Origin of the sequence: Vibrio sp. Vf1514, assembly GCF_052076135.1 — a bacterium.
GTDB classification, from domain to species: Bacteria; Pseudomonadota; Gammaproteobacteria; order Enterobacterales; family Vibrionaceae; genus Vibrio; species Vibrio furnissii.
Genome location: NZ_CP197267.1, coordinates 967,747 through 982,551 on the forward strand (window position 1 = coordinate 967,747; position 14,805 = coordinate 982,551).

Sequence of the window (14,805 nt, forward strand, 5' to 3'; positions counted from 1 at the left end):
TTAAGCCTTGTAATCTTCACTAGGGATCTCGTGGAGAAAGCGACTCTCCATAGAAAAATAGCCATTACTTTCGATCAGTTGTTTTGTTCTAAGCTTTTCGAACAGTGTGATGAGGTACTGATAAAGTTCAACATATTGCTCTGTAATAATATGAGTTGCTGAGCACTCAAATGCTTGCCATGGGAAATCAATCAATGTGGTGGCGGCATGTTTGGGAAGGTAGTTGTGTTTAAACTCACTTAGTAATAAATGTTCTAGCTGAACGCAATAATGCTGAATGATAGCGCAGTGAAAGTGGTACTTGTAACTGTCATTGTTAGCGATAAGATTCGGTAAGGAGCAGAATAAAAAGTAAACCTGAGCAGCCAACTCTGTGGCTTGCTTTTGCTCGCTAGTGTGTGCTTTGGTAACGGCGTCTAACTGTTCTGCCAAGCCAAACTCACCCTTTAAAATAGTGAAGTGAACGTTGTAGATTTGTGATTCACGATAATAAAGAGAAATGTCGGACAGCGATTGGCCTACAACGATTTCTATCAGCAAACGGTCTTGTGTTCTAAGCGTGATTTTCGACCCCAAAATATCGGTATGCGTCAATTGTTCACCGAACAATCTGAGGAGTTTTTCATGCCACCCATAAACAGAAATCGATGACTGAATAAATAAATCGATATCAGAGCGCTTTGTTAACTGATTAGCCCCCAAGCTTCCGTAAAGTAGCGCTGTAGATGCGCTTGTATCTGTGCTCAATACTTTATTCAGCTTACTGACCCAAGTGTGTTGAGATAATGGAAAGGCCGCCCAGAAGGCATCAAAGTTATCAGAAAAGTCAAAACAGTAAGACTGCCAAATCTGTCTTTGCCAGTGAGTTTCTAGTGCTGTCGGCATGACTTTATCTTTCAAAAATATAATAGCTTCATCAACAGCTTGCAGTTTTTTGTAGGACGATGGGTAAGGGGTTTCTGAGTATTTCTCGTCGTCAATTGAATTGATGCTCTGCTCAATATCTCTAGTGCAACAGATTGATATACCTGTTTTCCTATCTAATTGATTGGTGAGAAGGTTCGCTGTTTGACCGTATCCAGTAAATTCAACAATCGCGTTTTCCTGTTGCTTAACCGCTGCAAGGAAGTATTCGCAAGCAAGTTGCTCACCTTGCTCGGTTCCATCGCCAAAGCGAATTCGATACTCATCTAAAGATAAATAAGGGAACTCAGGCAAACGTCTTTGTATTTGTTGGCTTAAGGTTGTTTTGCCTGAATTTAGGTTACCAAAAATATAGATATGCATTGTGACTTGGTGTCGTTAACCAAGCTAAAGAATCCCTAGCTTGGTTTAAATGGTGATTAAGCTGATTGATATATTTCAGCTTCCAACTCAGTAATCGCTTCTAAATACTGCGCTTTGCCGCCAAAGCACTTTTTGACGATCTCAGCAGGGCGTCCCATCTCGTCAAAAGGCTTAACTTTGAGTACATGAATATTCTCAAGCTCTTGAACGCCTTCGTCTGCGTACTTGTCTAGTAAGTTGTTCAACACCTGCTGAGCTGTATCACCATACTTAGTGAAGTAGTTGCGCTTTTTGACGTTGTCAGCGCGTTCTTTTCTGGTGAGTGCTGGTTGGTCATACACGACATGACAAATCATGTCGAATGGGTCGAGATCTTTGCCAACTTCTAGCTCCAATGCTTCCCAGATGATGCCTTCCTCTGCCAGTTCATCAATGATTGCTTGCTTTTTATCGGCATCTTGCCAGCGCTTAACAAAGTCATCCATCGAGGTGAACTGTTTTGCCATCGTCTTACGGGTGTAGTCTTTGAACGATTCGGTTACGAGTTTACCGTCGGAATCGTAGTATTGAACACGTTCGGCAATGGCTTTCACCGTTACACCGTTGACATGGAACTTTCTCACTCGGTTTTCATCCTGCCAATCATCATCGGAATTGCCACCGTCAGAAGGAGATGAACCTGAGTCGTATGGAGCTTCTGGTTCATGGATGCTTTCAGGGTCGATATCTTCCCCTTCAAATGGATCGTCTTGTTCAAACTCATCCTCACCATCGATGATCTCATCGAGTCCTTCATCGGTATCGAAGTCTTCTGGTTTTGTCTCTTTAACTCGCTCAGGGACACCATCAAAGCGCTCATCCGCGAACAGTTCAGTTGCCTTTTTGAAGTCGAGAATGGTAAACCAGAGCTTTCCGTAACGATCATCAATACGAGTACCACGACCGATGATCTGCTTAAACTTGGTCATCGACTGAATACCCTGGTCAAGAACAACCAGTTTACAAGTTTTTGCATCGACACCGGTTGTCATGAGTTCTGAGGTGGTCGCGATAACAGGGTAAGCCTTTTTGGGGTTGATGAAGTTATCAAGCTGAGCTTTGCCGATTTCATCATCACCTGTAATTTTCATTACGTATTTTTCATTTTTTGCAACTTGCTCAGGGTTGCAGTTTATTAGCGCCCGGCGCATACGCTCTGCATGGTCAATGTCATTACAGAACACAATGGTCTTCGCCATCGGGTCGGTGCGCTTGAGGTAACTGGTGATGGTCTGTGCAACAAGCTCTGTACGTTCATCAATGACCATGGTTCTGTCGAAGTCTTTCTGGTTATAGATCCTGTCTTCGATGACTTCACCATGTTTATCGACTTGTCCTTTGGTTGGTCGCCAACCTTGTAAATCTACATCGATATCGACACGCACAACTTTATAAGGGGCTAAGAAACCGTCTTCAATACCTTGCTTTAGAGAGTAGGTATAAATGGCGTCGCCAAAGTACTCGGTGTTAGACACGATATCGGTTTCTTTTGGTGTCGCGGTTAGCCCGATTTGAGTCGCTGAACCGAAATACTCAAGAATCTCGCGCCATGCGCTGTCCTCAGCGGCACTGCCACGATGGCACTCGTCAACGATAATAAGATCAAAGAAATCAGGATCGACCTGTTTGTATGCTTTTTGGTGTTCTTCTGGGCCAGTCAGAGCTTGATACAGAGCTAGGTGGATTTCGTAAGCGGGATCGACTGTTCGACCAGTGACTTTGGTCATAGCGGGGCCAAACGGCTGGAAATCGTTCCTCTTAGTTTGATCGACCAGAACGTTTCTGTCTGCCAAAAACAGGATGCGTTTTTTAGCTCGGGACTTCCACAGTCGCCAAATAATCTGGAATGCAGTGTAAGTTTTGCCCGTACCCGTTGCCATAACCAGCAACACACGGTTTTGTCCTGCGGCTACCGCTTCCACGGTTTTGTTTATCGCTTGTAGCTGATAGTAGCGCGGAGACTTACCGCTACCGTCATCATGGTAATCTTGAGTAATGACTGGAAGGTGCTCGGTTTTGTAACCTTTCCAAACGCAGTACTTGTCCCATAGTTGCTGAGGTGTTGGAAAGTCTTCAAGCTGAATTTCAGTTTCGAGTTGAGCTGGGTTGGTTTTGTCGTGGAAGATAAAACCGTCACCATTTGAGGCAAAGATAAAAGGGACTTCAAGTAAGCTGGCGTAATCTAGGCCTTGTTGCATACCTTTGCCGATTTCATGTTTATTCGCTTTTGCTTCGACAACCGCTAGAGGCATGCTCGGTTTATGGTAAAGAACAATGTCTGCCGATTTGACCTTTTTCCTCGCTGCTGCCTGACCACGAACAATGACTTTACCATCACGTAGTTTTACTTCTTGACGAATCTGCGACATATCATCCCATCCCGCACCTTTGATAGCAGGAAGAATGAATTTTGTGATGATGTCGGTTTCAGATAGCTTTGATTTATTGATTGTCGATTCCATGCGATTAGCCAGCTCTGTACAAATGCATTTCATGACTATACCAAAGGATGCATAAAAGCAGAAAAGATACTGACTTATCAGTGATGTGGGTGGTGTTTCTCCAGAACAGCAGCAAGAACTCTACAAGTAGAAATCGACACTGCGAGAGCAAGGTAGTTGTTCGTAAAAAAGCTCAAGGGCTTAAGCTTCTTTTAATCCAAAGTCAGGGCGATCTTTGGATTAAAGATCTGTCACTTCACAATCGAGAATTCAAGCTATTTGGTAGAGCTTTTCAACATTCTCAGTACGGAGAATGATACGGGTGTAATGCAGACAAATGAGCTTGATGGCATACAAACACTCGTTTCTAAACGAGGATTGTTTATGTTTCAGTATGGTAGGGGTGGCTAAGCATGAAAGAGAAACCCCACCGAAGTGGGGTTGATTTGGTTTACTGCAAATGAACTAGGCCTCGTCGGCAGGGAGTAAGAACAGCCCTCTCGGGTTGAACTCGAGATAAGCGTGTTTGGTCAGCTCCTGGCGAAATTGGGCTGAGTTGAGTTGCAGTAGCAGCTCCTGATCGTGCCATTTGACCGTGACTTCATACATTGAACCCATGTACGCGTATTTGAGCACTTCACATGCCTGGCTGTTTTCGCCTTGCGTATTCAAGGTAATGGCTTCCGGGCGAACACCAATCTGATATTCTCCCTTCGCTTTGTCTTGCGTCGCCTCTGGGTCGGCCTCGATCGCGTAGCCATGAATGTGAATACGCTCGCCGTCGAAATGACCTTGAAACAGGTTGGCTTCACCCATAAAGTTCGCCATAAACATCGATTTCGGCGACTTGTAGAGCTCTTGCGGCGAGCCAATCTGCATGATCTCACCGCTTTTCATCACGATCACCGTATCCGATACCGCAAAGGCTTCAGCCTGATCGTGCGTGACATACAGCGAGGTAATGTCGAAACGTTGTTGCAACTCGCGAATGGTTTCACGCATGCTGCGGCGCAAGTTAGCGTCCAGGTTACTCAAGGGTTCGTCGAATAACAGCACTTTGGGTTTGAGTACCAGAGCGCGGGCGAGGGCAACGCGTTGCTGCTGGCCACCGGAGATCTGATCGACAAAGCGTTCCCCCATGCCTTCCAAGTCGACGATTTTCAACGCTTCATCGACCCGTTGGCGAATTTCTTCAGCCGGGAGTTTGAGCATTTTTAGCCCATATGCCACGTTCTCATACAAGGACATATGTGGGAAGAGGGCGTACGACTGAAACACCATACAGATGTCGCGCTGCTGAATGGAACGTTCCGTCACATCTTCACCGTCGATAAAGATTTGGCCGCTGGTGGGCTTTTCCAGTCCTGCCACCAAACGCAGTACAGTTGTTTTACCGCAACCCGACGGACCGAGCAGGGTCACCAGGCTGCCTTTCTTAATTTCCAAATCCAGATTACCGATCACGGTATTGTTACCGAATCGCTTGCAGATGTTTTTCAGTACAACGAAGTTTTGTTTTTCCATGGTGACATCTCCTAGGAATCTTGGTTGGTGGCTTTGGAGCGGGAAATACGAGCTTCACCGACCAATAAATCAAACAACAGAATGATGGCTAACATCACCACAATCAGGACAGAGCCATACGCAATGGCGATCCCGTATTCGCCATCTTCGACGCGGTTCAGAATGTACGACGTGGCAACACGGGTTTCCGGGGTAACCAGAAAGATAATCGCGCTCACCGTCGTCATCGCACGCACAAAGCTGTAAACCAGTGTCGACAGAATCGCCGGGCGCAGCAGTGGCAGGATGATGTGACGAATGGTTTGCAGGGAACTGGCGCGCAGGCTCAATGACGCTTCATCGAGTGATTTATCAAGCTGACCAAGTCCGGCGATACCGGAGCGAATGCCCACCGGCACGTTACGCATCACCATCGAGATCACTACAATTGCCGCGGTGCCTGTCAGATAAATAGGCGCATCGTTAAACGCTAGAATATACGACACCCCCGCCACGGTGCCCGGAACGGCAAAGCAGAGCATGGTTGAGAATTCGATGACCTTTTTGCCGTAGAACTGCTGACGAACTACCACATACGCAATCAGTAAGCCGAACAGGGCGGTGATTGGCGCAGCGACACCTGCGTAAATCATGGTCGTGATCAGTGACGGCCAGGCACCATCAGACATGCCGTTGCCAAATAGGTTGATGTAGTTTTGCAGTGTGAGCGTGTAATCCACCCCCCAGTTCACGGTGAAACTACCAAAGAAGATGCTGCCATACAGAAGGACGTTAAACACCATCCAGACGCACAGCGTCAAGGTGACGCCCAGTTTGAGTGACGCTGGCATATCCTGCACGTCGCCACGATAGGCTTTGCCGGAAATCGTGACGTAGGAACGTTGCCCAATCCACAGATACTGGACGACAAAGATGGCCAGTGAGAACAGCAGCAGGACAGAACCCAGCGTACTGGCAGAGGCATAATCGAGCTGTGCTCCGGCGATGTAGAAGTAGATTTGGGTCGCCAGAACGTCAAAGCTTCCGCCCAGCACCAACGGGTTACTGAAATCGGCCAGCGACTGCACGAAAATAATCAGAAACGAGTTAGCGAGCGCCGGTTTCAAGAGCGGAATAATGATGCCAAAGAATGTCTGATAGCGGTTGGCTTTCAGCGTGTAAGACGCTTCTTCCAGTGACGGATGGAGGGATTTGAGGGCGCCATCCAGAATCATGAACGACATTGGCGCAAAGGCGAGAACCTGAGCCAGCCAAATGCCGGTAAAACCGTATAACCAGTTGGTTTTTTGCAGCCCGAACCAGTCCACCATCAATTCCGTGATGTAACCCGAGCGACCCAGCATTAAGGTCACGCCGAGTCCGACGATGAACGGCGGGGTCACGATGGGCAGAATGGAAAACACGCGGGCAATAAACGCCGACCGTTTGGCGATGCGCGTGGTGTAAATGGCGAAGATCAAACCAAAGAACGTGGCACCCACTCCCACCGCAATACCCAGAACGATGGAGTTGCGGATCACTGACAGAGTATGGGATTGCGAGAGAATCTCCATAAATTGCCACGCGGTCCATTGGCCCATCTCATCTTTGAACATCGGCAGGAAAATCGCGATGCTCGGAAAAATAATGAAAATGGCAATCAGCAAAATAATGCTGATGAGCGACCCAATCACAAAATGGTCGCCGCCCAAATATTCAAGGCGGGCGAAAGCCGTGGTCATGACAGCGCCAAGCGCAATAAACAGCAAGATGGTGGCATAACCCAAACCCTGATGCGTCAGCCAGGAGCTGATCAGTATCACCAGCATGCACAGCGCGGAATAGCCGATATCCAGATAATGGCGGACTTTGTGCTGGCGTCCTGCGGGTTGCAGTGGGCGAACAATCAGAAGTAGAGGCAGGCTGAACCAGAGCCAGGAGATGTTGACAGAGCCCCAGCCCATCGCGTCGTAAAACTCGTCTGCGGTCGATTCAAATAGACCATAGTCCAAAGCAAAGGATGGCAGAAGGATAAAGCTAAACACCATCACGCCAAGCCAGTAAAAAACGGCATCGATGCGCCGTGGCTGGCTGGTCGTGAGGTTCAAAGCCCGAATTCGCTCGTTCATGTTGGAACCTTTTTTTGAGCTGCACTCATCCTGCCCGCCAGAACCAGCAGACTGAGTGTCAGGTGAGGAAAACCGTCAGAGGACGGTCAGAAAGAACCGATGGATTAGTTGCCCATCTTGACGTCGTTCACCCATTTGGTGATCAAACGTTTACGCTCATCGGAAGAACCGTAGGTTTCCATGTCGTAATTAATCAGTTTGAGGTCTTTCGGATTGAGGGCATTCGGCGATTGCTCTGCCAAGGTGTTGGTCAGAATTTGGAACGATTCGCCTTGTTGCCATGCCAGTTCTTGACCTTCTTTCGATAGCACCCAGTCAACGAACAGTTTGGCATTGTCTTGGTTACGGGCACCTTTGATAATGCTCACACCGCCAATTTCGTAGCCAGTGCCTTCACAAGGAGAAATCAGCTCCAGTGGCGCACCTTTGGCTTGTTCAAGTGAATAGTCATGAAGGAAACCAATGCCGATGGCGATTTCGCCGCGCGCAGAGTTACGTGACGGAGTTACGCCTGATTTGGTGTACTGAGAGACGTTTTTGTCGAGTTGTTTGAAGTATTCAAAGGCTGTTGGCTCATCCCAAAGCTGGATAAAGGTGGCCAGCGCTGTGTAGGCTGTGCCTGAACTTTGTGGATCAGCAATCTGAATTTCGCCCTGATACTCCGGTTTGGTCAGATCGCTCCAGCAGCGAGGAACCGGAATGCCTTTTTGAGCCAGACGCTCGGTGTTAACACCAAAGCCCAGAATGCCCATGTAGACGGCGGACGAGTAGTTCCCTTTGCGTTTGGCTGGATCGCGGAAGTTGGTCATGATGTTATCAAGCTGAGGAGACTGATAGGCTTGCAGCAAGTCCATTTCACCCGCTTGAGATTGAGGGTCGAGTGTGCCGCCGTACCAGACATCGGCACGAGGGTTATTTTTCTCAGCATCGATTTTAGCCAGTGTGCTGCCTGAGCCGTTGCGAACAAAGGATGTTTTCACATCATATTTGTCGGCAAACGCTTTGGTTTCCGCTTCACACATGGCGTTGGTGGCGCTGCAGTAGACAACCAGACGACCGGCCGCCTGAGCAGCAGGCGCAGCCATTACCGACCCGAGGATACTTAGTGCGAGCAGCGTACGTTTTGCGTTAACAATCATTGGGTTTTCCCTCTTGTTTATGCCTGCCAGAATCCCCAGTCAGGCAAAAATGCCAATCAGGTCACCAAGCGAAGCATTGTCACGTTGTTGGATGGTAGAGTTTTCATCATATTGGTAGCTCATCGTCCGAATTCGGTTGTTGAGCTTTTATAAACGGCAGCAGTTGCAAACTGATCACGGCTGCTGCCGCGGTAATCAAACAGAAAAAGCCTTCCCAGCCCCAATGTTCGATAGCCAGAGACATCGGGTAACTCGCCAGTGCGGCGCCCAGATAACTGAACAAGCCGATAAATCCGGTGGCGGTGCCTGCCAGGTCTTTTCTGGCGCATTCGGCAGCGGCCATGCCGATCATCATTTGTGGGCCGAAGACGAAAAAGCCGATACAGAAAAAACATCCGGCCAGAAAGCCAATGTGGTCGACGGGGGTCAGCCACAGCGCCGCGACCGAAGCAAAAATGCCTAATGCAAAAATCAGATTCATTGGCGCGCGGTTACCATGGAAATATCGGTCCGAACCCCAGCCGCCAAACAGTGAGCCCAGAAACCCGCCTACTTCAAACATCGAAACGGCACTGTTGGCGCTCAGCACATCAAAGGAATGGCGCTCAACCAGATACAGCGCGCCCCAATCGTTAATCGCGATGCGCACGACATACACCAGCAGATAAGACCCACACAGTAGCCAGATGTAGCGATTGGTCAGTACATAGCGATAGACCGCAGCATTAAAGGGCAGGCCTTGCCCTTCCTTTTCATGTTCGAGTTCCAGTGCGTCGTTGCGCCATTGTCCGACCGAGGGCAATCCCATTTCAGTCGGCTTTTCCTGAATGCGATAGCAGAGCCAGATGCCAACCAGTACCGCCACACAGCCGGGCACGATAAACCCGTAACGCCAGCCAAAATTCAGACTGATAAAGCCAATCGCAACCGGGATCAGCGCGCCACTCAAGTTGTGGCAGGTATTCCAGATGGACCACCAGAAGCCCCGCTCACTGCGCGAGTACCAACTGGTCAGGATCTTGGCGCAGGCTGGCCAGCCCCAACCCTGAAAGAAAGCGTTGACTGTCCACAGCAACGTAAACGCCAACAAGGATGAACTGAAGCCAAAGGCGATATTGACGATGCCGGTAGCCAGCAAACCCAGCCCCATAAAGTAGCGTGAGCGCGAATGGTCTATCATCAGCCCGGACACAAACTTGGAGACGCCGTAAGTGAGGTAAAACAGGGTGCCTAACAGACCAAGATCGGAATAGTCGAGGCCTAAATCTGTCAGCATGCCCGGCAGCGCGAAGTTGAAGCTTTTACGGGTCAGGTAAAAGACGGCGTATCCGACATACATGGAAACCATCAATTGAATGCGCCAGTAGCGGTAAGCCTGATTGGTGTCCATGTTTGTGCTGTTGTTGAGTGTCGGCACAATCTTCATGCTTGTTTGTCCTTGTTGAATCTGATCCTAGAGAGAAGGAGCAGGAAAAACATGAGAAGGAGTTGTATTCATCTAGGAAATATTCCTAGTTTTTAGTCCGTAGGTGATGATTTTGTGGGCAGGTTAACAATTATGCGCGTACCGCCCGTAGGCGAAGATGGCGTGGTGACGTTGAGACTGCCACCCAGCGCGGACACCCGCTCAGCCAATCCTTTCAGACCCTGACCACGAATGCGCCAGTCCGCTGGCAGGCCAACGCCGTCGTCTTTCACTTCCAATACCATATCGCTGCCGGGGAACAGGCTGATGTTAACAGTGCGTGCTTTGGCGTGTTTGGAGACGTTGTTGAGCAGCTCCTGCACGATGCGAAACAGCGTCACGCTGGTTGTATCGTCGAGTTTTTGCGGATCCACACCAATATTGAGGCTAACCTGAATGCATTGTTCGTTGAAACGCATCTCTTGGATCAACTGACGAATGGCATGTTCCAGCCCAAGCTCATCAAGGATATGGGGTCGCAACTGCTTTAACAGTTGGCGGGTGGAATGGTGGATTCGCATCGCCAGAGACTGAATACTTGAGGCGGCGTTCCGAGCCTGTTCATCTTCGGCCAGCCGCTGTGCCAGCATGGATTGGATCTGTATCGCGGTGATGTTCTGACCGATTTCATCGTGCAGTTCTCTGGCCACCGATTTGCGAATTTGTTCCTCGACGGAAACCAGTTGGCGAGCCAGATTCTGCTTTTCTTCCAGTTCCCGTGCCAGCCGAAGGTTGACCTTCTGCACCAGCAGGGCCAACTGATGCTGACGACTGATTGCGATCCCCAGTCCCAGACCGACCAACGCCTGGCTGGACATGAAAATCAGCAGCTCCTGATCGGAGTCAAATGAGCCGCTGATCTGACGTGCAGTGGCGAGCAGGATGCAATTCAAGCTGCTCGCCAGTACCCCTCCTTGCCAGCCATAACGGTAGGCCATGAATATGGTTGGCAACATGATGATCAGCAGCGCAAATGGCTTCATTTGATCCAGCAGAGTCAGTTCAGCCAGCAACCCTAAGGCGAAGAAAAATAGGCTCCAGACCAGCATTTTTGGCTTCAGTTTTACATCCTGATGGATGAGTTGCGGTGTCAGGGGCGACCAGGTCTGATGGCGCAGGTAGTCAGCGACCAGATAGAGAAACGGCGTCAACACAATTCCGCCGGTCAACGATGCGACCGTGACGGCGGTGATGGTGTCTGCGTTGATGCGAAGTGGCTTACCGAGCAGCACGAACGTCAGTCCGGTGGCGGCGCTATGTACGATGACCAACGCGACAATCAACAACAGTTTTTGCCAATAGAGAGTGAGGTGTTGCCAGCGCTTGCGGGCAAAAGAGGTCGCAAACCAGGCGACAAACGGCATTAGCAACAACACCGAATCCGCCTCGGTGGGCAGATACACCAGAATCGCACCCGCCAGTAGCAGATCGCTGAGGATCAGTACCCAGAGGTAAGCGGGCTTCACCAGCAGATAAACCGCCAATCTCAGGCCCGTGGGAAATAAGAGATACGCGTGCAGTGGGGCTTGACTCAGATATTGGCTGATGTTCCACAAACTGAACTGACTGATGCTGTAGAGCAGAAAGCTGAAGGTCAGCGTAAACACGAGTCCCGGCATACTCAGCCTTCCGCTAACAGATGGTGCTGTATGGCAAAACGAATCAGGTCGACATTATTGGTCAGATTGAGTTTGCTGAGGATGTTTGCGCGGTGCACATGCACCGTTTTGTGGCTGAGAAACAGTGCCTGCGCAATCTCTTTGACCTCTTTGCCTTGTATCAGCTGGTCAAACACTTCCAGCTCGCGTTTGGTCAGATCGGCCAGCACATTGTTGATGTCTGGGTTGCTGAGATTGACCAGCGCATCGGCACACAAATAGCGCTTGCCTGCCGCCACGGTGCGGATGGCGCTCGCCAGTTCACTCGGGCCACACCGTTTAGACAGATAGCCTTGAGCGCCGGCATCAAGCGCCTTTTTAACAAAAGAGGCGGAATCGTAAATGCTGAGAATGATGGCTTTGAACGCTGGATCGTGCTGGCGAAGCCTTTCCAACAGACTCAAACCATTTTCGTCCGGCATCGAGATGTCGATGACCGCCACATCCACAGGCGTTTGAGTTAATCCGCGAAAGGCGTCGCTGGCGCTGTCAAATTCGCCGGCAACAGCAATGTCTTGCTCCAGATTCAGTAACTGAGCGAATCCGGAACGTACGATGGTATGGTCGTCAATCAGAGCTATTTTTATCATTGTGGTTTATTTATGAAGCTTTTGTGAACACTCTCAATAATGATTGGCAGTCTATCGAGTATTGCGTTGCGTTATCGAGAGGTACTGCACAGCGCGATTATTTGCCTATTCGTGTTGTGCAACCTACGGGCTTTCCCTCTCGCCCAGTCTCTTAGTGAAAAGCGTACTCAACAAAGCACTGAAAGTTGATCTGCACAGGGGATTTTATGCAAATGATATGTGTTATCATTCTCGTTAAATTTTCTAAGACAATGTGATACGACAGGCAGGCTTTAACGGTATGAATCAACACGAATGGGATCAGGTCAATATTCGTTGGACGGATCATGATGTTCCGCACATCGAAGCGCAGAATTATGCAAGTTTGGGTTTTGGCTACGGTTACGTGCATGCGCGCGACCGCTTGTGTGAGCTCTCCGGGCAGGTGATCACCTTGCGGGGTGAGCGCTCAAAACATTATGGTGCGGAGCGTTTCTCCACCATCGGTTTTCTCAAAACCACCAACCTGAATTCCGATCTGATGTTTCGTTTACGTCTGCCGCTTGAGTGGGTCGAAAATGAACTGGCAAAGCTCGGCACGCAAACGCGTGAGTACGTGCAAGGCTACGTACGCGGATTGAATCATTATGTTGATCAGATGCCAGCAGAGGAGAAACAGCGTTGGCGCGCCGATGAGCCACTGGTGACCTTTACCGAGCAAGACGTGGTAAGGGCCGCGATGCGTTTTGGCATTATGAAAGAACTGGTGGAAATTGGCCCGCACCTTGTTTCGTCGGCGCAGCAATGGCGTGCGGAATCTGCACCTGACACGGCTGATTCACCGCATGCGACACCGGTTGAAGTGGAAGGCGGCTTTGGCAGTAACGCCTGGGCATTTGGTGGCGATGTTGTCACCGGAGAGCGTGCGATCTTGCTTGGCAACCCCCATTCGGCCTGGAAAAGAACGCCGCATCAGCAACGCATTTACATGCATCAATACCATTTGACTATTCCCGGCGAGCTAGACGTTGCAGGCACGTCATTTCTTGGTTTCCCGCTCCCGATGACTGGCTATAACGCCGATGTGGCGTGGAGCATTTTAGATGCGGCGTCGGTGACGCCGTTTGTGCTGCAGAAAATGGCGATTCACACGTCAGGCAATACACTGAGCTATCGAGTCGATGGCGAAAACCGCCCATTATCGATTCGCGCCGTGGCGGTCGAGGTGTTAGAAGCGTCAGGCGAAATCGCGACACGCCATTATGAGTTTCTTGAATCAGAACTCGGGGTGCTCTATCACCTGCCGCATCGCGCGGGCAAACCGCAAGGTTGGTATGCCATCACCAACCCCGGAGAGCAGAATGCGCGCGGGCTGGATCAGTTTCTGGCAGCAGCGAAAACCACGTCGACCCGGGACTTTGTTGCGGCCATCGAATCGCAGCGGGGGATTTTGTGCCAGTTGGTGGTGGCCGACCGCCACGGTGAGGTGGCTTATGTGGTCGCGGGCAACGTGCCGCCGCTGAATGATGACGCCATGGCCCAGCGTCATGTTGGCGATGCGGAATCGGCGTTTAATGTGCTGGATGGTACTCGATCCGATGCTTTTTTGCGTGACAGCGACGGCCGACCATTGCTGCCACCTGCGTCGTTTTACCCGACGGTTATCTCGCGCGGTATCATTCAAAACACCAACAACAGCTACAAATTTTCCGAATACGGGGCCGTTCAACCGGACTTTCCGTCGGTATTTGGCCAGCATAAAGCGGCGTATCAAGTCGGGAAACACATTGCCGCCGGGCTGCGTTATGACCCAAGGTTGATCATGTCAACGCGCCGACTGGATGAACTCACGGCCGAAGGTTCCATCACGCCAGACAAGGTGTTGCCGATCATCTTTGATAACCGCAACTACGCCGCAGAAACGTTTCTTGATCAGATCTTAAGCGTTGGGCGCATTTCTGCTTCCGCCGCGGTGTGCCAAGCGTGCGAAGTGCTGAGTCGATGGGATCGCAAAAACAATGCGACCAGCCAAGGCGCGCTGTTATTCCATCTGTTCTGGAACCGTATGGTGCAACTCAATGTGTTGAGCGTCCCCAGCAGTGGCGATCCGACACTGGGCTCTCAGCTGGACACCCGTGAGGCGAATGGACCGGTCATCACACAGGCGTTAGCCGATGCCGTTGATGAGCTGAATGCGTTGGGATTTGCGCTCGATACCGCGTGGGGCGAGGCGCTGTTTGAGACGGCGGATAACACCAAAATCGCCTTGCATGGCGGCTCGTATCAAGAAGGGCTCCTCAATGGCGAAATGCCCGCTCCGCTTGAACAAAACGGTTTTCCGCATATTTTGTTTGGCAGTGCGTATATCCAGTTGGCAACGTGGGATGAGCAGGGCATCACTGTTCAAGGCATTCTCAGTCACGGCCAGCGCGATGGTGTTGAATCTCTGGGCAGAACAACGCAGTTGCAGCAGTTTTCCCATAAACAACTGCACGACATTCCCTTTACTGTAGCGCAACTCGACGCGGCAACGTTCACCGAAACTGCTTCGCTGCGGATGAGTTAGTGTCCCTTC

At 50.2% G+C, this 14,805-nt stretch carries 9 protein-coding genes; 1 reads left to right on the forward strand and 8 read right to left on the reverse strand.

The window, feature by feature from the left end; genetic code table 11:
* The 8 genes from ACS18Q_RS04540 to ACS18Q_RS04575 all read right to left on the reverse strand — a co-directional run bounded on the left by ACS18Q_RS04540 (window position 1) and on the right by ACS18Q_RS04575 (window position 12,251).
* Window positions 1–1,287: a hypothetical protein gene (locus ACS18Q_RS04540; RefSeq protein ID WP_441257449.1), complete on the reverse strand. Its 1,287-nt coding sequence runs from the start codon at window positions 1,285–1,287 to the stop codon at window positions 1–3.
* Window positions 1,288–1,343: 56 nt separating this feature from the next.
* Window positions 1,344–3,788 (reverse strand): EcoAI/FtnUII family type I restriction enzme subunit R, encoded by a 2,445-nt coding sequence (gene hsdR, locus ACS18Q_RS04545; protein ID WP_441257450.1) that lies wholly within the window; start codon window positions 3,786–3,788, stop codon window positions 1,344–1,346.
* A 444-nt stretch (window positions 3,789–4,232) separates the two neighbouring features.
* Complete coding sequence (gene fbpC, locus ACS18Q_RS04550) at window positions 4,233–5,291, reverse strand: ferric ABC transporter ATP-binding protein (protein WP_441257451.1); 1,059 nt, start codon at window positions 5,289–5,291, stop codon at window positions 4,233–4,235.
* A gap of 11 nt (window positions 5,292–5,302) precedes the next feature.
* Window positions 5,303–7,399 carry an ABC transporter permease gene (locus tag ACS18Q_RS04555; protein ID WP_441257452.1) on the reverse strand — a complete coding sequence of 699 codons (2,097 nt, stop codon included), beginning with the start codon at window positions 7,397–7,399 and terminating at the stop codon, window positions 5,303–5,305.
* 104 nt (window positions 7,400–7,503) lie between these two features.
* The gene (locus ACS18Q_RS04560) at window positions 7,504–8,538 is read right to left on the reverse strand and encodes an ABC transporter substrate-binding protein (RefSeq protein ID WP_441257453.1); all 1,035 of its coding nucleotides are present in this window, start codon (window positions 8,536–8,538) and stop codon (window positions 7,504–7,506) included.
* Between the two features lie 106 nt (window positions 8,539–8,644).
* The gene (gene uhpC, locus ACS18Q_RS04565; protein WP_014205433.1) at window positions 8,645–9,964 is read right to left on the reverse strand and encodes an MFS transporter family glucose-6-phosphate receptor UhpC; all 1,320 of its coding nucleotides are present in this window, start codon (window positions 9,962–9,964) and stop codon (window positions 8,645–8,647) included.
* Window positions 9,965–10,056: 92 nt separating this feature from the next.
* A complete protein-coding gene (gene uhpB, locus ACS18Q_RS04570; protein WP_441257454.1) occupies window positions 10,057–11,622 on the reverse strand; it encodes a signal transduction histidine-protein kinase/phosphatase UhpB in 1,566 nt (521 codons plus the stop codon).
* Between the two features lie 2 nt (window positions 11,623–11,624).
* Window positions 11,625–12,251, reverse strand: a complete 627-nt coding sequence (locus ACS18Q_RS04575) for a response regulator transcription factor (RefSeq protein ID WP_020327853.1) — start codon at window positions 12,249–12,251, stop codon at window positions 11,625–11,627.
* Between the two features lie 280 nt (window positions 12,252–12,531).
* Between ACS18Q_RS04575 and ACS18Q_RS04580 the strand changes: the two genes are divergently transcribed.
* On the forward strand, window positions 12,532–14,796 hold the full coding sequence (locus ACS18Q_RS04580; protein WP_441257455.1) for a penicillin acylase family protein: 2,265 nt from the start codon (window positions 12,532–12,534) through the stop codon (window positions 14,794–14,796).
* Window positions 14,797–14,805 lie beyond the last annotated feature (9 nt).

Coding starts and splice junctions, on each gene's coding strand:
- ACS18Q_RS04540 (WP_441257449.1), bottom strand. CDS start 1,287: ATGCATATCTATATTTTTGGTAACCTAAATTCAGGCAAAACAACCTTA.
- hsdR (WP_441257450.1), bottom strand. CDS start 3,788: ATGGAATCGACAATCAATAAATCAAAGCTATCTGAAACCGACATCATC.
- fbpC (WP_441257451.1), bottom strand. CDS start 5,291: ATGGAAAAACAAAACTTCGTTGTACTGAAAAACATCTGCAAGCGATTC.
- ACS18Q_RS04555 (WP_441257452.1), bottom strand. CDS start 7,399: ATGAACGAGCGAATTCGGGCTTTGAACCTCACGACCAGCCAGCCACGG.
- ACS18Q_RS04560 (WP_441257453.1), bottom strand. CDS start 8,538: ATGATTGTTAACGCAAAACGTACGCTGCTCGCACTAAGTATCCTCGGG.
- uhpC (WP_014205433.1), bottom strand. CDS start 9,964: ATGAAGATTGTGCCGACACTCAACAACAGCACAAACATGGACACCAAT.
- uhpB (WP_441257454.1), bottom strand. CDS start 11,622: ATGCCGGGACTCGTGTTTACGCTGACCTTCAGCTTTCTGCTCTACAGC.
- ACS18Q_RS04575 (WP_020327853.1), bottom strand. CDS start 12,251: ATGATAAAAATAGCTCTGATTGACGACCATACCATCGTACGTTCCGGA.
- ACS18Q_RS04580 (WP_441257455.1), top strand. CDS start 12,532: ATGAATCAACACGAATGGGATCAGGTCAATATTCGTTGGACGGATCAT.